The sequence below is a fragment of the Haloprofundus halophilus genome (assembly GCF_003439925.1).
Taxonomy (GTDB): Archaea; Halobacteriota; Halobacteria; order Halobacteriales; family Haloferacaceae; genus Haloprofundus; species Haloprofundus halophilus.
The window spans coordinates 539,498-560,286 of the sequence record NZ_QQRR01000002.1 but is presented as its reverse complement, the minus strand read 5'-3'; the positions used below and the strand labels follow the sequence as shown (position 1 = coordinate 560,286).

The 20,789-nt window shown below is 65.0% G+C and carries 16 protein-coding genes and 1 tRNA gene; 9 read left to right on the top strand and 8 right to left on the bottom strand.

Features of this window, described 5'->3' with window-relative positions; translation table 11 throughout:
• Positions 1 to 25: 25 nt before the first annotated feature.
• Positions 26 to 2,254 carry a CDC48 family AAA ATPase gene (locus DV709_RS12465; protein ID WP_117594751.1) on the bottom strand — a complete coding sequence of 743 codons (2,229 nt, stop codon included), beginning with the start codon at positions 2,252 to 2,254 and terminating at the stop codon, positions 26 to 28.
• A 231-nt stretch (positions 2,255 to 2,485) separates the two neighbouring features.
• Between DV709_RS12465 and larC the strand changes: the two genes are divergently transcribed.
• Entirely contained in the window at positions 2,486 to 3,916 is a 1,431-nt protein-coding gene (gene larC, locus DV709_RS12460; RefSeq protein WP_117594750.1) for a nickel pincer cofactor biosynthesis protein LarC, read from the top strand.
• Here larC and DV709_RS12455 read toward each other — a convergent pair whose 3' ends face one another.
• On the bottom strand, positions 3,917 to 4,690 hold the full coding sequence (locus DV709_RS12455) for a hypothetical protein (protein WP_117594749.1): 774 nt from the start codon (positions 4,688 to 4,690) through the stop codon (positions 3,917 to 3,919).
• Between the two features lie 165 nt (positions 4,691 to 4,855).
• On the opposite strand from DV709_RS12455, the gene radB reads away from it, so the two are divergent.
• Entirely contained in the window at positions 4,856 to 5,557 is a 702-nt protein-coding gene (gene radB / locus DV709_RS12450; protein WP_117594748.1) for a DNA repair and recombination protein RadB, read from the top strand.
• Positions 5,558 to 5,697: 140 nt separating this feature from the next.
• On the opposite strand, the gene DV709_RS17800 is transcribed toward radB, so the two are convergent.
• Entirely contained in the window at positions 5,698 to 6,615 is a 918-nt protein-coding gene (locus DV709_RS17800) for a hypothetical protein (RefSeq protein ID WP_157972733.1), read from the bottom strand.
• A gap of 335 nt (positions 6,616 to 6,950) precedes the next feature.
• Complete coding sequence (locus tag DV709_RS12435) at positions 6,951 to 8,093, bottom strand: CBS domain-containing protein (protein ID WP_117594745.1); 1,143 nt, start codon at positions 8,091 to 8,093, stop codon at positions 6,951 to 6,953.
• Between the two features lie 83 nt (positions 8,094 to 8,176).
• Here DV709_RS12435 and DV709_RS12430 point away from each other — a divergent pair, with 83 nt between their 5' ends.
• Together DV709_RS12430 and DV709_RS12425 are read left to right on the top strand one after the other, a co-directional pair.
• Complete coding sequence (locus DV709_RS12430) at positions 8,177 to 8,551, top strand: lycopene cyclase domain-containing protein (protein ID WP_198665717.1); 375 nt, start codon at positions 8,177 to 8,179, stop codon at positions 8,549 to 8,551.
• Between the two features lie 167 nt (positions 8,552 to 8,718).
• The gene (locus DV709_RS12425; protein WP_117594743.1) at positions 8,719 to 9,246 is read left to right on the top strand and encodes a hypothetical protein; all 528 of its coding nucleotides are present in this window, start codon (positions 8,719 to 8,721) and stop codon (positions 9,244 to 9,246) included.
• Positions 9,247 to 9,270: 24 nt separating this feature from the next.
• Here the strand turns inward: DV709_RS12425 and DV709_RS12420 are convergent, their stop codons facing one another.
• Complete coding sequence (locus tag DV709_RS12420) at positions 9,271 to 10,389, bottom strand: GNAT family N-acetyltransferase (RefSeq protein WP_198665716.1); 1,119 nt, start codon at positions 10,387 to 10,389, stop codon at positions 9,271 to 9,273.
• A gap of 281 nt (positions 10,390 to 10,670) precedes the next feature.
• Positions 10,671 to 10,745, bottom strand: a tRNA-Val gene (locus DV709_RS12415).
• A gap of 209 nt (positions 10,746 to 10,954) precedes the next feature.
• Between DV709_RS12415 and trpD the strand changes: the two genes are divergently transcribed.
• The 4 genes from trpD to trpG are packed head-to-tail and all read left to right on the top strand — an operon-like array spanning position 10,955 to position 14,881.
• On the top strand, positions 10,955 to 11,974 hold the full coding sequence (gene trpD, locus DV709_RS12410; protein ID WP_117594741.1) for an anthranilate phosphoribosyltransferase: 1,020 nt from the start codon (positions 10,955 to 10,957) through the stop codon (positions 11,972 to 11,974).
• The gene (locus DV709_RS12405; RefSeq protein ID WP_117594740.1) at positions 11,974 to 12,636 is read left to right on the top strand and encodes a phosphoribosylanthranilate isomerase; all 663 of its coding nucleotides are present in this window, start codon (positions 11,974 to 11,976) and stop codon (positions 12,634 to 12,636) included. Before trpD ends, DV709_RS12405 begins: the two co-directional genes overlap by 1 nt.
• On the top strand, positions 12,633 to 14,249 hold the full coding sequence (gene trpE / locus DV709_RS12400; protein ID WP_117594739.1) for an anthranilate synthase component I: 1,617 nt from the start codon (positions 12,633 to 12,635) through the stop codon (positions 14,247 to 14,249). Before DV709_RS12405 ends, trpE begins: the two co-directional genes overlap by 4 nt.
• A complete protein-coding gene (gene trpG / locus DV709_RS12395; protein WP_117594738.1) occupies positions 14,246 to 14,881 on the top strand; it encodes an anthranilate synthase component II in 636 nt (211 codons plus the stop codon). Before trpE ends, trpG begins: the two co-directional genes overlap by 4 nt.
• Before the next feature lie 14 nt (positions 14,882 to 14,895).
• Here trpG and DV709_RS12390 read toward each other — a convergent pair whose 3' ends face one another.
• Positions 14,896 to 15,105: a hypothetical protein gene (locus DV709_RS12390; RefSeq protein WP_117594737.1), complete on the bottom strand. Its 210-nt coding sequence runs from the start codon at positions 15,103 to 15,105 to the stop codon at positions 14,896 to 14,898.
• Between the two features lie 398 nt (positions 15,106 to 15,503).
• Between DV709_RS12390 and DV709_RS12385 the strand changes: the two genes are divergently transcribed.
• Entirely contained in the window at positions 15,504 to 18,629 is a 3,126-nt protein-coding gene (locus DV709_RS12385; RefSeq protein ID WP_117594736.1) for an adenosylcobalamin-dependent ribonucleoside-diphosphate reductase, read from the top strand.
• Between the two features lie 286 nt (positions 18,630 to 18,915).
• Here DV709_RS12385 and DV709_RS12380 read toward each other — a convergent pair whose 3' ends face one another.
• The gene (locus DV709_RS12380) at positions 18,916 to 20,316 is read right to left on the bottom strand and encodes a Cdc6/Cdc18 family protein (RefSeq protein ID WP_117594735.1); all 1,401 of its coding nucleotides are present in this window, start codon (positions 20,314 to 20,316) and stop codon (positions 18,916 to 18,918) included.
• Positions 20,317 to 20,789 lie beyond the last annotated feature (473 nt).

Here is a 20,789-nt window from a genome sequence, read left to right as displayed (position 1 = left end):
TAGGCGCGCACCCTCGGCAAAAGGTTCATTGGAAGCCGATACGACCGCCGCCGCGTTCGGCGAACTGGTCGCCGCGGCCGCCGCCCTTGAACTGGTCCTGCATCTGCTCGTAGTAGTCCATCAGGTCGTCGGTGATGGTCGGGCGAACGTTCTCCATCGCCTTGCGGAAGTGCCGCATCTCGATCTCGTCGGCGTCGTCGTCCTCGCGGAGCGCCTCGATAGCCGCCTCGCGGGCGATGCTCTCGAGGTCGGAGCCGACGTAGCCGTCGGTTATCTCGGCGATCTCGCGGAGGCTCACGTCGGGCGCGAGCGGGCTGTTCTGCGTGTGAATCTTCAGAATCTGCTCGCGGCCCTCCTCGTCCGGTTCGCCGATGAGCACGAGGCGGTCGAACCGCCCCGAGCGGATGAGCGCCGGGTCGATCATGTCCGGCCGGTTCGTCGCGCCGATGACCATCACGTCGCCCATCTCTTCGAGGCCGTCGAGCTCCGTCAGGAGCTGGTTGACGACGCGCTCGGAGACGTTGTTGCCCATCTCCTGCCCTCTGCTGGGCGCGAGGCTGTCGAGCTCGTCGAAGAAGATGACCGTCGGGTTCACCTGCCGCGCCTTGCGGAAGGTCTGGCGGATGGCTTTCTCGGACTCGCCGACCCACTTCGACAGCAGCTGCGGGCCGCGCACCGAGATGAAGTTCGCGTTCGTCTCGTTGGCGACCGCTTTCGCCATCAGCGTCTTTCCGGTCCCGGGCGGGCCGTACAGCAGCACGCCTTTCGGCGCTTCGATGCCCATCCGGTCGAACTTCTCGGGCGTCGTCAGCGGCCACTCGACGGACTCCTTGACCGACTGCTTGGCGTCGGAGAGGCCGCCGACGTCGTCCCACGATATCTTGGGCAGTTCGACGAGCACCTCGCGCATCGCACTCGGTTCGACTTCGCCGAGCGCGCCGCCGAAGTCCTGGCGCTTGACGATCATCCGGTCGATGAGACTCGGCGGGATGTCCTCCTCGTCGAGGTCGATCTCGGGGAGGTATCTGCGGAGGGCTTTCATCGCCGCCTCCTTCGTGAGGCTCTCGATGTCCGCGCCGACGAAGCCGTGGGTCTCGTCGGCGAGGTGGTCGAGGTTCACGTCGTCGGACAGCGGCATGCCGCGCGTGTGAATCTGGAGTATCTCCTTGCGGCCGACTTCGTCCGGCACGCCGATTTCGATTTCGCGGTCGAACCGGCCGGGGCGGCGAAGCGCCGGGTCGACGGAGTCGACGCGGTTCGTCGCCGCGATGACGATGACCTGACCCCGCGCTTCGAGGCCGTCCATCATCGTCAGCAGTTGGGCGACGACGCGGCGTTCGACTTCGCCGGTGACGTCCTCGCGTTTGGGCGCGATGGAGTCGAGTTCGTCGATGAAGATGATGGCCGGCGACTCCTCTTTGGCGTCCTCGAAGATCTCGCGGAGCTGTTGTTCGCTTTCGCCGTAGTACTTCGAGATAATCTCGGGACCGGCGATAGAGAAGAAACTCGCGGAGGTCTCGTTGGCGACTGCCTTCGCTAGCAGGGTCTTCCCCGTCCCCGGCGGACCGTGCAGGAGCACCCCTTGCGGCGGTTCGATGCCGAGTTTCTTGAAGATCTGCGGGTGCTTCATCGGCAGTTCGACCATCTCGCGGACGCGCTGAATCTCGCCCTGGAGGCCGCCGATATCCTCGTAGGTGATGCCGCCCTGGGCGCGCTCGAAGCCCGAAATCGGCTCCTCGCGGAGTTCGACCTCGGTGTCCTCGGTGATGAGACAGACGCCAGACGGGTCGGTCTCGACGGCGATGAGCGGGATCGCCTGTCCGGGCGAACGCATGAACGGGTGGTTCGTACTCGACATCACGGGGACGATGTCGCGTTCGACGACCGGCCGTTTCAGAATCTGGCGTTTGACCATCCCGGCGGCGTCGGAACCGAACTGGACGCTCGCCTCTTCGGGCGGTGCGAGTACCAGTTTGTTCGCCTTCTTGGCTTCGGCTTTCCGGATCGTCACGCGTTCGCCGATACCGACATCGGCGTTCTGTCGGGTGAAACCGTCGATGCGGACGGTGTCGGTGTTCCAGTCCTGGCGGTCGGCGCGCCAGACCTTCGCGGCGGTCGTCTCACCTCCTTCGATTTCGATGATGTCGCCCGGTGAGAGCTTCAGGTGGAGAAGCGTGTCCGGGTCGAGACGGGCGATGCCGCGCCCCGAGTCGTTCGGGTACGCTTTCGCCACTTCGAGTTGGACTTCGTTCATAATGTACTCGCGGGGATACGTGCAATTCGGCGGTCACACGGGATAAGTTCTTTGCTCCCGGGGGTTTCGGCCGTACTCAGCCGAACCGAACGTACCAATGTCATTGTGTGTCACGGTACTACGTCGTCGTACAAATCGCTACCGCCTGAACAGGTCGTCTGTCGACTCGGAGGCGGCGAGCGAGCCGCCGGACGACGGGAGGTTTTTCTCTCTCCGAGAGGCTCACTCTGCATGGACACACTCGCGTTCGACGGCCGGATGGGTGCCAGCGGCGACATGATTCTCGCCGCGTTGGTAGCCGCTGGCGCAGATCCCGCGGCGCTGTCGCCGGTTGAGGCGGCGCTGGACGTTCGGTACGAAATCGGGGAGACGGTGAAAAACGGCATCAGTTCGACCACGGTCGACGTGTTGCTCGTCGGCGACAGCGAGAACGGGGACGCAGACCGGGGCGATGGCGATTCCCACGCGACTGAGGGTCCTCACCACGACGGCGACCACCACCACCACCACGACGACCACCATCACCACGAACACGATGACGGACACGGCGGACATCACCACGACCACGAACACGACCACAGCGACGGACATCACCACGACCACGAACACGACCACAGCGACGGACATCACCACGACCACGAACACACCCACGCCGAGGGCTCGGGACCGCACCGAAAGTACACCGAAGTCGTCGACATCGTGGAGTCGATGGACCTCCCGAGCGACGTGGAAGCCGACGCGTTGGCGGTCTTCCGCATCCTCGGCGAGGCGGAGGCAGCGGTTCACGACACCGACCTCGGCGAGACGCACTTCCACGAGGTCGGCGCCGACGACGCCATCGCCGACATCGTCGGCGCGTGTCTGTTGATACACGATTTGGGCGTCGAACGGGCGGTCACGACGCCGCTTTCGACCGGCGGCGGCGAGGCGTCGATGAGCCACGGTGTCTACCCCGTGCCGACGCCCGCCGTGGTCGAAATCGCCGAGCGCGCCGACTGGTCGCTGAAGGGCGGCCCCGTCGAGGCCGAACTGCTGACGCCGACGGGGGCGGCGATTCTCGCCCACTACGCCGAGGGCGTCGACCACTTGCCGCCGATTCGGGTTCGAGCGTCGGGCTACGGGGCGGGCGGATACGACTTCCCGGAGCACCCGAACGTACTCCGCGCGCTCGTCGGCGACGGCGGCGGCCGACTCACGCGCGAGGAGATCACCGTCTTGGAGACGAATCTCGACGACGCGCCGCCCGAAGTTCTGGGCGGTCTGCAGGAGACGCTCGCCGACGCGGGCGCACGCGACGTTTCCATCCTCCCGGCGACGATGAAGAAGTCGCGTCCCGGACATCTGGTGAAGGTCATCGTTCGTCCCGCCGACGCCGAGCGCGTCGCCCGTAAATTGGCTGAAGAGACGGGGACGCTCGGCGTGCGCGAACACGGCGCGGGTCACCGCTGGGTCGCTTCCAGAGCATTCGAGACGGCGACGCTCGAGATCGGCGGCGAGGCGTACGAGGTGAGCGTGAAAGTCGCAAGCGACGCCGACGGCGTCGTCTACGACCGGAGCACCGAGTTCGACGACGCGCTGGCGGTGGCGCGAGAGACGGATTTGGCCGTTCGAGAGGTGATGCGGCGCGCGGAGAACGCGGTGTCCGAACGGTCCGAGGAGTAGTCAGTTCTCGTCGTCGGCGACCGATTCGGCGTCGTCGGTTCCGCCGGTTCGATGCTCCTCTAACGCCTCCTCGACGCTCAGTTCGCCGGCCGCGACGCGGCGCGCCAGCGACTCGTCGATGCTCCGGTTCTCGGGCGACTGTTCGCGCGAGCGGTCCTTGATGATCTGCAGTTCGCCGGCCGTCGGCTCTATCTCTCGGGAGTCGACGCGTTCGCCCTCCAGATGGGCGATGTTGACCGCCGCGAGCACGTCGCCCATGCCGCGAGCGCCCGACCCGAGGTACGGCGTCGTCCCCGTCTCGTCGACGAGTTCCACCGGCACGTCTTCGAGGTCGTTGACGATCTGGGCGCTCTGGAGGCGCGCCCCGTCGCCGACGCGGACGAGCGGGTCGACGGCGTCGTCGGCCTCGCGGCGAATCGCCTCCACCGCCTCCGAGAGCGGGACCTGAAACGCCGCGACGACCATCCCGCCGGAGAGGACGGCGATTCCGGGCCGCGTGCCGGGGTCGACGCCGATGACCGTCCGTCGGTCGCCGCCGCGGAGGACGGCGAGCGCCTCTTCGACGGCTTTCCGGACGTCGTCGGCGGTCGTCCGAATGTGGGTCACCTCGGCCGGGAGCTCGCCGACGGCGTCATCCGACGCTGTGACGAGGACGTTCGCGGCGCCCGGGAGTTCCTCGCCCGGTCGGACCGTGGTGAACGTCACGCCGCGCTCGCGCAGCGCGGAGACCGCCTCGTGGTACAGCTCGAAATCCTCCGTCGCGACGACTATCACGGGTCTCGTTGGACCGCGAGGGAGTAAAAAGTGCAGTTCCGGATCTGCACCGAGGCGCTCTGGAGAACGCGGTTCGCCCCAGTCGGTCGCCTCGTCGGACACCGTATATCGCGTGTCTCGGGGCCGGACCGGGGTCTTTTTCCGGGGACCGCGCCAACGCCGAGTGTGACCGAAACACTCTCGACGGGGTGTGCGCCGCTCGACGACCTGCTCGGGGGCGGTCTCGAACGCGGGACCGTGACGCAGGTGTACGGCGCACCGGCGGCGGGGAAGACGAACGTCGCCCTGTCGGCGGCCGTCGACGTCGCCGCCGCCGGCGGCACCGTCGTCTACATCGACACCGAGGGGCTCTCCATCGACCGGTTTCGCCAGTTAGTCGAGGCCCGAACGGACGACGAGCAGGCGTTCGAGGACGTCGCCTCCCGCGTCATCGTCACCGAGGCGTACGACTTCGCCGAACAGGAGGAGGCCGTCCGCGACGCCGAGGAGTTCGCCGACAGAGCCGACCTCGTCGTCCTCGACAGCGCCACCGGGTTCTACCGCCTCGAACGTACTATCGAGGGCGGAGAGAGCGGCGAATCGCTCCGTCGCGTCGCCCGACAGGTGACGCATCTGCTCTCTCTGGCACGAAAACACGACATCGCCGTCGTGCTGACGAACCAGGTGTTCACCGACCCCGACACCGACCGGACGCGGGCGCTCGGCGGCAACACGCTCGAACACTGGACCGGCGTCGTCGTCCGACTCGACCGCTTCCGCGGCGGCAACCGCCGGGCGACGCTGGAGAAACACCGAGCGAAAGCCGCCGGGGAGAGCGTGACGTTCCGGATTACGGGGTCGGGACTGGAAGCGACCGAAGAGTTCTGAAGCGGCGGAGCGGTGCTGTTTGGTCTTTTGTCAAAACCCCCAACGATAGGTTTCGACGGTCGTGCTGAACAGAAGGCGCATATCCATCACACCGACCAAACCAAATATCAGAGGGGTCCGTGAAGGATTGATAGGAAGTATTATCGAGGTTCCTCAACCTCGGTTAACGCCTTTACTACGTCGTTGCAACACGCACCGTTCTCAGTGAATGCGTGGTACTCGAAATCCGGGTCGCCAATATACGTGAACGTTATCCACCCGTCTGAGAAATCGCCGACATCGTAGTAATCCTCCTCAAACCACCTTTTGATTTCGAGACTTTGTGTTATCTGCTCCTCCTGATAAACCGCGAGCACCAAGACCGCGTCGTCGTTAACCGCGTCACGGGCGGGCCCGAACTTGTTTTTGAGTTTCCTATCAATCGAGTTCGTTGTCCTTGTTCCCATTCCAAACCCTCCTTCTAATACCGAGGCATGATCGGGTTTCGTGACCTCAATCCAGATATCCTGATCGTCAGTGGTGAGCCGAAGGTCAAAATCCTTCGAGTCACTGCCGTCAGAAAGCGCCGCGTTCATCGATACCTGCTCCGTACCATACACTTCCCGCAGGTAGTACAGAAGATACAGTTCAGCGAATACGGAATTAATTCGGTCCACGTCACCCTTCCTGATTTCGTTTAACCAATCCAACGTCGGGTCTGATTCAACGTCCACTAACGTGAGGTACTTGTTTATTAGCTGAAGATCGGGGCGTCTGAACTTCCCAAAAAACTCCTCCCCGTTAATTGGTGTTTCACCGAGTAGGTCGTTGATGTTTGGGTATCCGCGTGGTGACGGGATTAGGTGCTTGTGAGGGTATTTCGAATCTAGCTCGCACTCGACACCGTACGCATACAGAGTGTATGAGTGGTCTTCGACCGTTGCAGTCGGTTTACTATCGCAGTGTATCTCGATTACTTCGCATCCGAAACGGTGCTCGTACTCGGGGTCTGGCGCATGAATATGAACGACATCTCCGGTGTCGTAGGGTTCATCAGCAGGTTCGAATTTCGAGCTCATTTGGTGTTCTACTTGATTCCGATTCGCTACATGTACTGTTCTCGAATAAATTTTGGTCCCAACTCGTACCGGGTACTGAATACACCCTCTGTATCCATCACGGCGTTTCTGTTACCAATTGAGGGTTTCGAGGGAGCCCAACTGTTCTACCGCGAGCGAACGAAGTGAGCGAGCGGGCCGCCGTCGGAACTTCGCCCCGACGTGCTCGAAAATCGCTCCGCGATTTTCGACCGACGACTGAGCGGAACGAAGTGAAGCGAAGGAGGAGTGTTTTTGGTCGAGCTTTTGCCGAGCGAGGGCGACGAAGTCGCCCGAGCGCAGCGCAAAAGGTCGTTTTATAGCTCGCCGAGCTTCCGCAGCAGCTGGCCGCGGTACTGCTCGTCGGCGTTGATTCCCTTCAGCTCCAGAACGTTGCGTTCGAGCTTGTCGAGGGCGACGCGGAAGGCGTGTTCCGCGCCGTAGCCCTCCCCGGAGCCCGCGACCTGTCCGTGGCTCGTCCGGAGCCTGATCTGCGCCTGGATGAGCGGCGTCCCGCGGAGTTTCTCCTTGTGTTCGTGGAACCGGAGGTGCGCGTGGTGGACCTGCATCTCCTGGTACTTGTCGACCACCTGTGTGAGGCTCTCGACCAGTTCGGTCCGAGAGGCGGTGTCGAGCAGGTCGACGTTCGTGATTTGGACGTCCATCTGCTCTTCCTCGGTGTAGGTGAGCGCCCGGAGCACGTCCGTCTTCGTGAGGACGCCGAGCACCTCCGAGTCGCTGTCCGACGGCGTGACGACCAGCCCGGCGATGTCGTTCTCGAACATCCGGGAGACGGCATCTTTGACCGACTCGCCGGGGTTCGTCGTGAACACCGGGCTCGTCATCAGGTCGTACACCGGCAGGTCGAGCATCCGTTCGAGATCGCCGCTCCGGTCCCCGGTTCCCTGACGGGCCTCGTTGCGGACGACGAACTCGGTGATGTCGTGCGTCGTCAGCACGCCGGTGAGTTGGCCGTTCTCGTTGAGGACGGGCAGTCGAGAGATACCGTTCTCGCGGAGGCGGTTTATCGCCTGCCCGTTGCGGTCCTCCTCCCGAATCGTCACCACGTCCTCGGTGTAGATCTGCTCGACGGTGAGCGCGTCCAGGTTGTCGTGGACGGCTTCGAGAATCGCGTCGCTCGTGATGATGCCCCAGAGCTTCTCGCCCTCGTAGACGGGGGCGATCTGGGTGTCACCCTCGATGAGCATCCGCGACGCCTCGCGGACATCCTCGTGACGGTCGATGCGCGGCGCGGAGCGCATCAACGCGGCGGCCTTCGTGTTGTCTTCGATGTGCGACTGAATCAACTGCTTCTCGCCGACCACCCCGACGTAGTCGCCGTCGTCGGTGATGATGATACCCTTCGGGTTCTCGCGCTCGAACGCAGACCGGACCTTCCCGAGTCGGGTGTCGGCCTCCAGCTCCACGAAGTCCTGGAGTGCTATGTCAGTAATGTCCATGGTCCAATTTTTACGTACACCGTCGGAGGGCTTGAAGGTTGTTCACCCCCCGCTGCTTTCCGATACCGCGTCGTATAGTAGGTATGGTGTGCTATAGCATGGGGATACGGGCGGTCGGCGGTGCTCGGCTGGTCGGTACGACACTTCCGGATATCGGCGTCTTCGGACCGTACACGTACTTACTAACCGAAGTGTTGTTCGGAAGCTTCGCGGCCGTCCTCCTCTGGCGGGCGAACGCGTTCCGCCGGGCGGGCAAGACCGTCGCCGTGCTCTACCCCATCGCCTACGTGTGGGACTGGTACACGCTCGAAGTGGGCGTCTTCTCGATTCCGCTGCGGACGGGCGTCGAACTGCTCGGCATCCCCCTGGAGGAACACATCTTCATCGTCGTCGTGCCGTCACTCGTCGTCGGTATCCACGAACTCGTGCACGGACCGCCGAGCGAAGAGACCGAGTGAACGCGGGCGAGGCGGTCGTCTCCCGTCGGTTCGACTCCCATCGAGGCCGTCGGAAGGCGGAGCAAACCATCCGGTAACGAGTGGCTATGGTCTCGGTAGGCGGCGTATGTCGATAAGGGAGGCCGTTTTACGAGGGAGTACGCGGCGGCGACGCCGCAGGATCTCCAATGGCTCTCGACGTAGATGTGAACGCGACGAACGCGCCGGCGCCGGGCGAACAGACGCTCGTGCGCACTGCCGACCCCTTTCCCGCGGCGGCACTACCACGAACCGACAGACTCCTCGTCGTCAGCGCCCGTCTCCACCCGCAGCGGCTCGAACGCCTGCTGCGCGAGTCGGGATTCGACCCCGCGAGCGCGACGCTGCTGTCGGTCTGGCCCGTCGAACTCGACTACGACGGACCCGTGACTCTCTCGGGCGTCGTCCACCCCGGCGACGTGACGGGTGTCGGGATGCGTCTCGTCGACGCGCTCTCGACGCTCTCGGAGGGCGATTGCGTAGTCACCGACGCGCTCGGCGTCTTAGAGATGTACTGTGAACCGGACATCGTCTCTCGGTTCTTCTCGGCGGTACTGCAGAAGACGGCGGGTCGACGGCTCCACGGCGTCCACGCGGTCCAACCGGGCGTCGCTGTCGACGGGGCACTGAAGGCGCAGTTCGACCGAGTGGTCGACGAACCGGCGCGGTCGTTCTGAGGCGGTCGTTCTGAGGCGGTCGTCTCAGTACGTCGGGTCCCGTTCACTGAGCATGAGTTCCCAACTGTCCGGGTCGGTGAGCGGTAATCCGTTCAGCCGCCACGGCCGACCGGTCGTCGAGACCGGACGGGCCACCATCTTCGTCGACGGTTTCCGGACCTTCGAGAGCGGGAGTTCGTCGTCGGGGAGGTAACCCGAACGCAGCGCCGCCCCGCGAGGAAGCGTCGCCTTCGTCGCCCGTATCAGGTCGCTCTCGGGGTGGTCGGCCGCTATCGCGTCCAGTAGCCGCTCGAACGCCGGATCTCTGTCGTCGACGCCCATCGGCTGCGCCTCCATCACGTTGGTGAGAACGAGTCCGTTCGACGTCCGCTCGGTGCACGTGATGGCGCCTGCGACCGGTTCGTCGCGCCGAGCGACGTAGACGCAGTAGTCGCGCTCCGGCGCGTCGTAGCGCCAGCGATAGAACGCGGCGTCACGAGCGACGTGAATCGCGTTCGGGATGTTCTCGGCGTACAGCGACTCGAACTCCTCCGCCGGTACCGTCGAGTGATGGGTGACGGTCACACCGGATTCGTCGGCTCTAAACTGCCGGCTACAGGAGAGGTGAACTTTCGAGAGCGCGTCCAGCGCCACGTCTCCGAGGGCACCGAGTTCTCGGCCGCGCGCGCGCAAGAGCGCGTTCGGGTGTTGGACGCGGAAGTACGAGGTCAGCGAGAGTATCTCCCTCCATCCCAGTTTCTGGAGACCCGGACTGATGGCCTCGTTCGGGAAGTTGAACAACACCGACGTCTCGGTCCCTTCGTAGGTCTCGAACAGCCAGGTCGCGAGTTTGGTCAACAGTCCGCGCCTTCGGTGGTTCGCGTCGATGACGACGCCCGCAGGTTGGAGCGCGAGCGTTCGTTCGCCGTTCGCCCGGAGCGGAAAGACCATACACGGGAAGAACCCGACCGGTTTCCCGTTCGCCGTGGCGACGGCGATCGCCTTCTCGTCGAGGTACGGACTCGAATACCGCCACTCGAACCACTGTTCGTCTATCTCGAACCACTCCTCGCCGAAGAGGTCACAGAACGTCTTCCGGTCGGACTCGGCGTACCCTCGGACCCGATACGTCTCCTGTGTTTGACCCATCCCGTCCAGTGTCACTCCGCAACTACTTTGTTTTTCATCGGTTGAACTTTTGAATTGTGACGTTTATCGGAGAAACATAACGTTCGTGCGGTATGTGTCTCTCGGCTGTCAGTCAGCGGATTCGGAGAGAAAGGGCGGGAGGCCGGGCCGCGAACGACGGGCGCAGAGGGACGATACGCTGTCGAGGCGGTCGTCGGGCGTCGTTTTACTCCGTCGTTTCTCGGTCGAACGGTGGATTGGAGAACTGACTGTCGTATCAGTTCAGAGCGGAGACGCGGAGAGTTCGAAAACGGTAGTGGGTTTGGGCAGATTTGAACTGCCGGCCTCCTCCATGTCAAGGAGGTGTCATAACCAGACTAGACCACAAACCCAGTCCGGCGCTCACCTGCTGAACGCACTATCACGTATCCCCGCCGAGTAATTGAAGGTTTCGGAACGCGGTTCCGTCGGCGACTTTCGACGCCCTCAAATAGGAGCGTTCGGCGTGCGATGGACCCGCTGGCCGCGGTTCTCGGCGACAGGCTTATCCCGATGTACTGATTTGTACACTACAACACGAATACGTACATTGGTGTCCACCATGCAGGAATACATCGAACGCGTCACGGAGGGGGAGAGCCTGAGTGTCGAGGAGGCCCACGGAGCCGCCAGCGCGGTTTTCGAGGGTGCAACGGAGGCACAGATCGGTGCGCTGCTGGCCGCACTGAGAGCGAAAGGCGAGACGGAAGCCGAAATCGCCGGGTTCGCGCGGGGGATGCGCGACGCCGCGCGGACGATTTCGCCCGACCGAACGCCGCTGGTCGACACCTGCGGTACCGGCGGCGACGACTACGACACGATCAACGTCTCGACGACGAGCGCCATCGTCGCGGCCGGTGCGGACGTCGCCGTCGCCAAACACGGGAACTACTCCGTGTCGTCCTCGTCGGGGAGCGCCGACGTGCTCGAAGTCGCCGGTGTGGAGATCGACGCCGAACCGCCGGCGGTCGAACGCGCCATCGAACGCGACGGCATCGGGTTCATGCTCGCGCCGGTGTTCCACCCGGCGATGAAAGCCGTCATCGGCCCGCGGAAGGAGCTGGGGATGCGGACGCTGTTCAACGTGCTCGGCCCGCTGACGAACCCCGCAGGGGCCGACGCGCAGGTGCTCGGCGTCTACGATGACGACCTCGTCCCGATCATCGCACGCGCGGTGTCGCACATGCCCGTCGAGCGGGCGCTCGTCGTCCACGGCGACGGCCTCGACGAGATCGCGCTCCACGGCGAGACGACCGTCGCCGAAGTCGACGGCGACGACATCACCGAGTACGCGCTCACGCCCGAGGAGATGGGGCTCGACTCGGCACCAATCGCGGCCGTCTCCGGCGGTACCCCCCAGGAGAACGCCGCCGACCTCCGCGGCATCGTCGAAGGCGACGTGACCGGTGCGAAGCGCGACATCGTCCTCGCGAACGCGGGCGCGGCCGTCTACGTCGCCGGCCTCGCCGACAGCATCGAAGGCGGCGTCGACAGAGCGCGCGAGGCTATCGACTCGGGCGCGGCCGCCGAGAAACTCCGACGGCTTACGGAGTCACCGGCCGAACCCGCCCGGAGCAACTGATGACGCGCGTCAAACTCTGCGGCTTCACCCGCGCCGCGGACCTCCGAGTGGCCGCCGACGCCGGCGTCGACGCCGTCGGCGTCATCACCGAACTCCCGTCGGACGTCGAGAGCCCGCGGGAGGTCACGCCCTCCTCGGCGGCTGACCTCGTCGCCGCCACGCCGCCGTTCGTCACGACTGTCCTCGTGCTCATGCCCGAGACGCCGGAGCGTGCCGTCGAACTCTCGCGTCTGGTCGACCCCGACGTGCTCCAGCTGTACGGCGAGTTCACCGTCGACGAACTCCAGTACGTCCGCGCCGAGGCGGAGACGAAGCTCGTCACCGCGGTCGACGCCGAAGAGCCCGAACGGGCGCGGGAACTCGACCCCGTCGTCGACGCGGTGCTCCTGGATTCGGTGACCGACGAGGGCGCGGGCGGAACCGGCGAGACTCACGACTGGGAGGCGACCGCCGAACTCGCGAAGCGGCTCTGCTCGCCGGTCGTCCTCGCCGGCGGGCTGACGCCGGAGAACGTCGAGGCGGCCGTCGAGACGGTCGACCCGTACGGCGTCGACGCTGCCAGCGGTGTCGAACTCGCCGGAGGTATCAAGGACCGCGACGCGGTTCGTGAGTTCGTCTACCGGGCGAAGGCGGCGACGTTCCGCGAGGAGGTGTCGGCGTGAGTTCGCTCGACCGGACTCGGGCGTCCTTCGCGTCGCTGTTCGACGGCGTCGACGGCCCCGCGGTGGCCCGAATCACGGCGACGCTCGACCTCCCGTCGACCGCCCCGCTGTCGGCGTACGCGGCGCTGTCGGACGAGAACGACTACGGCTTCCTGTTGGAGAGCGCCGAGAAGACGCCGTCGAGCGACCCCGACGGGGCGTTCTCGCCCGGGACGGCGACCGACCGCCACGCCCGCTACTCGTTCGTCGGCTACGACCCGGAGGCCGTCGTCACCGTCGACGCCGACGGGGCGACGGTCGAGTCGCTCGGCGGGCGCGCGTCGGACTACGTCACGCCCGACGACGGCGACGTGCTCGACGCGCTCCGCGGCGCGCTCCCGGACGTCGAACGCGTCGGGTTCGACGAGGGCGAGGGGACCGCCCGCCAGCGCCTCGACGGCGGCCTGGTCGGCTTTCTGGCGTACGACGCCGTCTACGACCTCTGGTTGGAGGAAGTCGGTGTCGAACGGCCCGCGGCCCGCGCCGAGGAATCTTCGACGCCCGACGCGCAGTTCGTCCTGACAACGAAGACGCTCGTCTTCGACCACGCCACCGACTCGGTGTCGCTCGTCTTCACGCCCGTCGTCGGCCCCGACGACGACCCCGAGGCGGTCTACGACGAACTCGAGACGGAGGCAACGCGCCTGCGCGAGAAGCTCGCCGGGGCCGAGACGCCCGACCACGGCGGGTTCGAGAAGCGCCGCGAGACGGCAGAATCGCGGGAGGCGTACGAGGCGGCGGTCCGCGAGACGAAACAGCACGTCCTCGACGGCGACATCTACCAGGGCGTCATCTCCCGAACCCGAGAGCTCAGCGGAGAGATCGATCCGCTCGGCCTCTACGCGTCGCTGCGCGAGGTGAACCCCTCGCCGTACATGTACCTGCTCCGCCACGGCGACCGAACCGTCGTGGGCGCGAGTCCGGAGACGCTCGTCTCGGTGCGCGGCGACCGGGTCGTCGCGAACCCCATCGCGGGGACCTGTCCGCGCGGGAACAGCCCCGTCGAGGACCGTCGACTCGCGGGCGAGATGCTCGCCGACGCCAAGGAGCGCTCCGAGCACACGATGCTCGTCGACCTGGCGCGAAACGACGTGCGCCGCGTCTCCGAAGCCGGCAGCGTCCGCGTCGAGGAGTTCATGAACGTCCTCAAGTACAGCCACGTCCAGCACATCGAGTCGACCGTTTCGGGCACTCTCGACGGCGAATCGGACGCGTTCGACGCCACCCGGGCGTCGTTCCCGGCGGGGACGCTCTCAGGGGCACCGAAGGTCCGCGCGATGGAGATAATCGACGCGCTGGAGACCACTCCTCGGGGACTGTACGGCGGCGGCGTCGGTTACTACTCGTGGACCGGCGACGCCGACGTGGCCATCGTCATCCGGACGGCGACTATCGAACGCGACGGCGACGAGGACACGGTCCGTGTTCGGGCGGGAGCGGGCATCGTCGCCGACAGCGACCCGGCCGCCGAGTACGAGGAGACCGAACAGAAGATGGGCGGCGTGCTCGACGCGCTCGAACGCATCGAACGCGGAGCGAACGACGAGAAAGCGCCAGCGGAGGCGACGCGATGAAGGCGCTCGTCGTCGACAACTTCGACTCGTTCACCTACAACCTCGTCGAGTACCTCTCGGAGGCGCGGGTCGAACGCGGAGGGACTTCCGAGAGAGTCGACGTGGAGGTGCTGAAGAACACGGCGTCGCTCGACGAGGTTCGCGGCGTCGGCGCCGACGCCATCGTCCTGAGTCCGGGACCGGGCCACCCCGAGAACGACCGCGACGTCGGCGTGACGCTCGACGTGCTCCGGGAACTGAGCCCCGAGGTGCCGACGCTCGGCGTCTGTCTCGGACTCGAAGCGGCGGTGTACGCCTACGGCGGCGAGATCGGCCACGCCCCCGACCCCGTCCACGGGAAAGCGTTCGCGGTCGACCACGACGGGCGAGGCGTCTACGCGGAACTCGAACAGGGGTTTCCGGCCGGGCGGTATCACTCGCTCGTGGCGACGGACGTGCCGGACTGCTTCGAGGTCACGGCGACGACCGACCACGAGGGGACGGAGTTGGTGATGGGCGTCCGCCACCGCGAACACCCCATCGAGTGCGTCCAGTTCCACCCCGAGAGCGTGCTGACGGCCGTCGGTCACGACGTCGTCGAGAACTTCTTGCGGAACTGCGTCGCCGACGCGCCGCGGTCCGCGGCCGACTGAGGCTGAGAGCGCTCTTACAGTAGTCCCGGTGCGACCATCGAGACGACGACCAGCAAGCCGACGACGACGATTGCGATGGTTACGAGTCGCCACGCGAGATGCAGGAGGACGCGGCCGACGAGGACGACCGCGCCGAGCGTCAGCAGTCCGACGAACAGCGAACCGTACGGCGTCTCGCTGAGTGCGGTCTGTAGTAGCAGTTCGGCGACGGGGAGGGCGTCCATACACCTCGATAGCATCTCCGACCTCATAAGCCTGTGTCGGACACTAATTCGAGAGCCGACAGGTTTTCGCCGCGGACGGCGGGAGGCGACGCCCGAAACCCCCCTTCTGTTCCGCTGGACATCGCCGCGCCCGCTGGTGGTTCGAAGCACCTGATAATCACTTTCACCACACTCTGCACATCGTTATGTCGTCGCCGACTCGATAGGCGAGTGAAGGCGAGTCGAGCCGACGGAACACTCACATATCACATAAGTCATTTAGTTGGTAATACCCGGCTTCGAAAGCATTAATGGGTCACTGCCGTATCAAACGTTCCGTCATAGATGACGAGCCGGAGTCGACAACATGCCCTATACGCAGCCACTTACACGCCCACGAACGGAGGAGAGAGCGACAGATGAGTAACGCCAACTTGAGCGCGGACGAACTCGTACTCCCGGTCAAGCGCACCGAGGGCGACACCCTCGAAGCGCGGATGACCTCGAACGCGTACAACAACATCCTGCCCGCGCGGTATCTCCGCAAGGACGCCGACGGCAACCTCACCGAGACGCAGGAGGAGCTGTTCGCCCGCGTCGCGAAGAACATCGCACTCGCGGAGGCCGTCTACGAGGCCGAGCGGGCAGGCGAGTCGGTGACGGTCACGCCCGACCAGTTGAAGCCGGACCACCCGCGCCGCGACGAACTCGCCGCCGAGGTGTTCGGCAAGGGCGTCACCGCCGACAGCGACGCGGAGACGACGCTCTCCGTCTACAACGTCAACAAGTTCGCCTACGACACCGTCGTTCCCGAACTCCCCGAGGCGGTTCGGTCGACCGTCGAAGCTCGGCGCGAGCAGTTCCAGAGCCTGATGGAGCAGCTCTCCTTCATCCCGAACTCGCCGACGCTGATGAACGCCGGCGACGAGCTCCAGCAGCTCTCGGCGTGTTTCGTCGACTCGCCGGGCGACGACATCACCGACATCCACCAGACGATGAAGGAAGCCGCCGAGGTGTTCCAATCCGGCGGCGGGATGGGCTACGCGTTCTGGAAGCTCCGCCCGTACGGCGACGCGGTCGGCTCCACCGGCGGCATCGCCTCCGGCCCCATCACGTTCATGCGGACGTACGACCAGATGTGCGAGACCATCGCGCAGGGCGGCGCGCGCCGCGGCGCGCAGATGGGCGTCATGCGCGTCAGCCACCCCGACGTCATCCAGTTCATCCACGCGAAGAACAAGGACGTCTCGCTGGCGCACTCGCTCCGTCTCAACGACCCCGACGACTACACGCACACGAAGTTCGCCGACGCGCTCGACGAGGCGCGCGAGCTCATCGACGAGGAGGGTCGGGTTCCCAAACACCTCCGCAACGCCGTCGAGGGCCACCTCTCGAACTTCAACATCTCCGTCGGCGTCACCGACGACTTCATGGAGGCGCTGTACGACGACGAGGAGTTCGTCTTCACCAATCCTCGAACCGAGGAACCGCACGTCGCCACGCCCGAGACGAAGGAGCTGTACGAGATGTTCGGCCTCGGCGAGCACGTCGAAGTCGGCGAGGTGCTCTCGATTCCGGCCGCCGAACTCTGGGACCACATCGTCTCCGGTGCCCACGAGAACGGCGAACCGGGCATCATCTACCTCGAACGCGTCAACAAACAGCACTCCTTCGACGTCGAGAAACACCCCGACCACCGCATCCTCGCGACGAACCCGTGCGGCGAGCAGCCGCTCGAGGAGTACGAGGCGTGTAACCTCGGCCACATCAACCTCTCGACGCTGGCGTCGCTCGACGCGCCCGACTGGCGCGTCTGGTCCGAGGAGCACCTCGACGAGTACGACTCCCACGAGGCGGCCGTCGAGGCCTTCTTGCAGGACGCCATCGACTTCGAGGAGTTCGACCGCCGCATCGACCTCGGGACGCGCTTCCTCGAGAACGTCGTCACGATGTCGGACTTCCCCGTCGAGAAGATCGAGCAGAAGGTGCGCGAGATGCGCAAGATCGGCCTCGGCGTCATGGGTCTCGCCCAGCTGTACATCCAGCTCGGCATCCGCTACGGCTCCGACGCGGGCAACGAGGTCGCGAGTCAGTTGATGACCCACATGAACCACCAGTCGAAGTGGGCCAGCCACGAACTCGCAGAGGAGCGCGGTTCGTTCGACGACTGGGACGACTCGAAGTACGCCGACCCGACCGAGTACCGCCAGTGGTTCGAGCACCACACGGGCCTCGACGCCGACGAGTGGGCAGACGGCTTCTCGGTCCGCAACCACAACACGACGACCATCGCCCCGACGGGCACCACGTCGATGGTCGGCAACACGACGGGCGGCTGCGAACCCATCTACAACGTCGCCTACTACAAGAACGTCTCCGACGACGTGCAGGGCGACGAGATGCTCGTCGAGTTCGACGACTACTTCCTGCGCGTGCTGGAGGCCAACGACATCGACGTCGACGAGGTCAAACGCGAGGCGCAAGAGCAGATGGCGAACAACGAGTTCGGCGGCGTCGACTCGCTGTCGACGGTTCCGGACGCCATCTCCGAACTGTTCGTCGTCACCGCCGACCTCTCCGGCAAGGACCACGCCGCGGTTCAGTGCGCCTGCCAGCAGGGCGTCGACTCCGCCATCTCGAAGACCTGCAACTTCCCGAACTCCGCGTCGAAGGAGGATATGGACGAAGTCTACAGGTACATCTACGACCACGGCGGGAAGGGCGTCACCGTCTACCGCGACGGCACCCGCTCGAAGCAGGTGCTGACGACGCGCGCCGACAACGCGGAGTTCGCCGACGAGGACGAAGCCGCGGAGGTCATCGCCGACCAGATTCGGGAGGCGTTCGGCGGACTCGACGCGTTCCTCGAAAACGAGGGCGTCCGCGAGGCCCTCGGCGGGGACGTCGAGGAGTTCGTGGAGGCGACCCGCGAGGGCCGCGCCTACGCGCAGGAGCGTCCGCGTCCGGACGTGCTCCACGGCATCACCCAGCGAATCGACACCGGCTACGGGAAGCTCTACGTCAACATCAACGAGGACGAGGACGGCGAGCCGTTCGAGCTGTTCGCCACCATCGGTAACTCCGGCGGCTTCACCAACTCCTTCACCGAGGCGTTGGCGAAAGTCATCAGCTACTCGCTGCGCTCGGGCGTCGACCCGCGCGAGATCGCCGCCGACCTGCAGGGCATCCGCAGTCCGAAGGTCGCCTGGGACAAAGGCGAGCAGATTAACTCCATCCCGGACGCCATCGGCGTGGCGATGCGGCGCTACCTCGACGGCGAGATCGAGAAGCCGTACCCCAAGCAGAAGAGCCTCACCGAGATCGAAGAAGAGGCGACGGACGCCGACGCGAAAGCGGACGCCGAAGAGGCTCCCGAACCGGACGGCGGCGCGTCGGTTTCACCTTCCGACGGTTCGAAGTCGGACGCGATGGACGACCTCTTGGCCGCGGGCGAGAGCCCCGAGTGCCCCGAGTGCGGTAACCTGACGCTGTACTTCTCGGAGGGCTGCAAGACGTGCGAGTCCTGCGGCTGGTCGGAGTGCTGAGATAGCAGTGCCGTAGCGACCCTCCGATTCTTCTCTTCGTCTCGTTTCTTCTTTTCTCGCTCCCTCTTTTCTCGTTTCGTTCGACGCCGCGAGGTTCGCCGGAGCGAAGCGGCGGTACCGGAGCAGAGCGTCGGAACAAAGCGTCAGAACCGAGGCAAACTACCAGTACTGGAACAGAGCGTTAGTATCGAGGCAAACTACCAGTACTGGAACAGAGCGCCAGTACCGAAACGGAGCGGCGACGCCAACACGCTTCGTTTCGGTGCGGGAGCGACGAAGCGTCCGACTACAGTTCAGAGCCCGAGTCTAGTGCCTTCAGTACGATTTCGGGGTCGCGGTTCAACGAGTGGACGCGGTAACTTCCCTTCTCGTAGCCGCCGCCGGTGTGGCGACTCTCGGTGATGCCGAGAAACGACTGCTCTTTCAGCAGGCGGGAGACGCGGTCCCACGAGATGGGGTCGGAGCCCTCGTTCGCGCAGACCCGCTTGTACGTCGAGTAGATGTCCTGTTTGGCGAACTCCTCCTCGTCGCGGTGTATCGTCAGCGACGCGAGCGCGACGAGGATGAACTTCACGTGGGGCGTGCTGCCGGAGACGAGTTCGGCGAATCGGTCGGCCTCCGCGCGCTCCATCGCGCTGTCGATGTGCTCTTCGAGCACCTGCGCACTGTCGGACTCTTCGGCTATCGCGCCCGCGTAGCGGAGGATGTCGATCGCCTTCCGCGCGTCGCCGTGTTCGCGGGCGGCCAGCGCGGCGACCTTCGGGATGACGTCCGCCGAGAGCACGTCCGGTTGGAAAGCGTCGCGCCGGTTTTCGAGTATCTGCCGCAGTTGCGTCGCGTCGTAGGGGTGGAAGACGAACTCGCGGTCCTGCAGCGAGGAGTCGACCCGCTCGCCCATGGACTCGCGGTACTGGATCTTGTTGCTGATAGCGATGATGCCGACGTACGAGTCGGTCTTACCCGACTCCTCGGCGCGCGAGAGCGTCATCAGGATGTCGTCGTCGCCGTCGAGTTTGTCCACCTCGTCCAAGATGACGATGAGCGAGCGCACGTCGTGGTCGTCGAGCAGGTCCCAGACGTGTCTGAAGTACTCGGCCGCGCCGATTCCCTTCCGCGGAATCGAGAGGTCCGGTTCGAGCGTGTCGCGCACGCCGAGCGCGAGTTCGCGGGCCGCCCGCGTCTCGGTGTCGTCGTTCGAGCAGTCGACGTACTGGTAGATGAGGTCGACGCCGTTCTCGCCGGCGCGCGCGCCCGCCTCGCGGGCCATGTGCTTGGAGACGAGCGACTTTCCGGTGCCCGTCTTGCCGTAGAGGAGGAGGTTTCGCGGCGGACCGCCCCTGACGGCCGGACCGAGCGCCTTCCCGACCGCGCGAATCTCGTCGTCGCGGCCGATGATGCGGTCCCGGTCGGGAACGTAGCCGACGCGGAGCAGTTCCTCGCGCGCGAAGATGGAACCGACGGCGAACGGATCCCCGTACGAGTCGTCGTCTCGACGCGGGTCCCCGCCGTCGGTCGTCACTGCGGTGGGTGTGTCAGTTCTAGCGGTTTCTACACCTTCGCTCGTCCCCGTATCTTCGCTCGTCTCCGTATCTTCGCTCGTCGCGTACGACCGGAGGTCGGCGTCGTACTCACCGCCTCGTCGTCTCCGGTCACGACGCTCTCGTCCTCCGGCCTCCGAGTCGGTCATCGACTCACGTAGCTACACGGCAGTGAGATAAAACTGCCGACCTCGTACCGAGTGAAGTTCGACCCATTCCAAACGACGGCACGGGAACGCCGTCCGGGTCGGAAGCCGCGGGAGCGGTAATCCCCCACCCCCCGTACCGAGTGAAATGGTGAGTGAATGGGGTGGGAGAGTCGTCGAGAACCCGAGCGAACGCCGCCCGTATATATACTCCGTGCTCCACACTGTCACGGTGATGAGAAAAGCCTCTGTTTTGCGGTTCGAGTCGGCGAACTGTGAAAATTTCTGTTGTTGTTTTTGCTTGTATAGATAAATATATAATATACGCGAGAACCCGGTACTGTTTCGGCTACAGTCGTGGTGCGCTCGTGAAGCGTTTCACTCGGTTCGAGGGGTGACAGCGGTCGCAGAGCCTGAGCGTCACCGAGGTCGTCGCCGTTCGTCGACGCGGTCGCGAAACCGCGCTCCGAGTACGG

Bases quoted from the DNA above. Each gene is read 5' to 3' on its own strand.
- DV709_RS12425 (WP_117594743.1), top strand. From the start codon at position 8,719: ATGGCTCTCGACGTAGATGTGAACGCGACGAACGCGCCGGCGCCGGGC.
- DV709_RS12405 (WP_117594740.1), top strand. From the start codon at position 11,974: ATGACGCGCGTCAAACTCTGCGGCTTCACCCGCGCCGCGGACCTCCGA.
- DV709_RS12465 (WP_117594751.1), bottom strand. From the start codon at position 2,254: ATGAACGAAGTCCAACTCGAAGTGGCGAAAGCGTACCCGAACGACTCG.
- DV709_RS17800 (WP_157972733.1), bottom strand. From the start codon at position 6,615: ATGAGCTCGAAATTCGAACCTGCTGATGAACCCTACGACACCGGAGAT.
- DV709_RS12380 (WP_117594735.1), bottom strand. From the start codon at position 20,316: ATGACCGACTCGGAGGCCGGAGGACGAGAGCGTCGTGACCGGAGACGA.
- DV709_RS12390 (WP_117594737.1), bottom strand. From the start codon at position 15,105: ATGGACGCCCTCCCCGTCGCCGAACTGCTACTACAGACCGCACTCAGC.
- DV709_RS12430 (WP_198665717.1), top strand. From the start codon at position 8,177: ATGGTGTGCTATAGCATGGGGATACGGGCGGTCGGCGGTGCTCGGCTG.
- DV709_RS12435 (WP_117594745.1), bottom strand. From the start codon at position 8,093: ATGGACATTACTGACATAGCACTCCAGGACTTCGTGGAGCTGGAGGCC.
- larC (WP_117594750.1), top strand. From the start codon at position 2,486: ATGGACACACTCGCGTTCGACGGCCGGATGGGTGCCAGCGGCGACATG.
- trpG (WP_117594738.1), top strand. From the start codon at position 14,246: ATGAAGGCGCTCGTCGTCGACAACTTCGACTCGTTCACCTACAACCTC.
- DV709_RS12385 (WP_117594736.1), top strand. From the start codon at position 15,504: ATGAGTAACGCCAACTTGAGCGCGGACGAACTCGTACTCCCGGTCAAG.
- trpD (WP_117594741.1), top strand. From the start codon at position 10,955: ATGCAGGAATACATCGAACGCGTCACGGAGGGGGAGAGCCTGAGTGTC.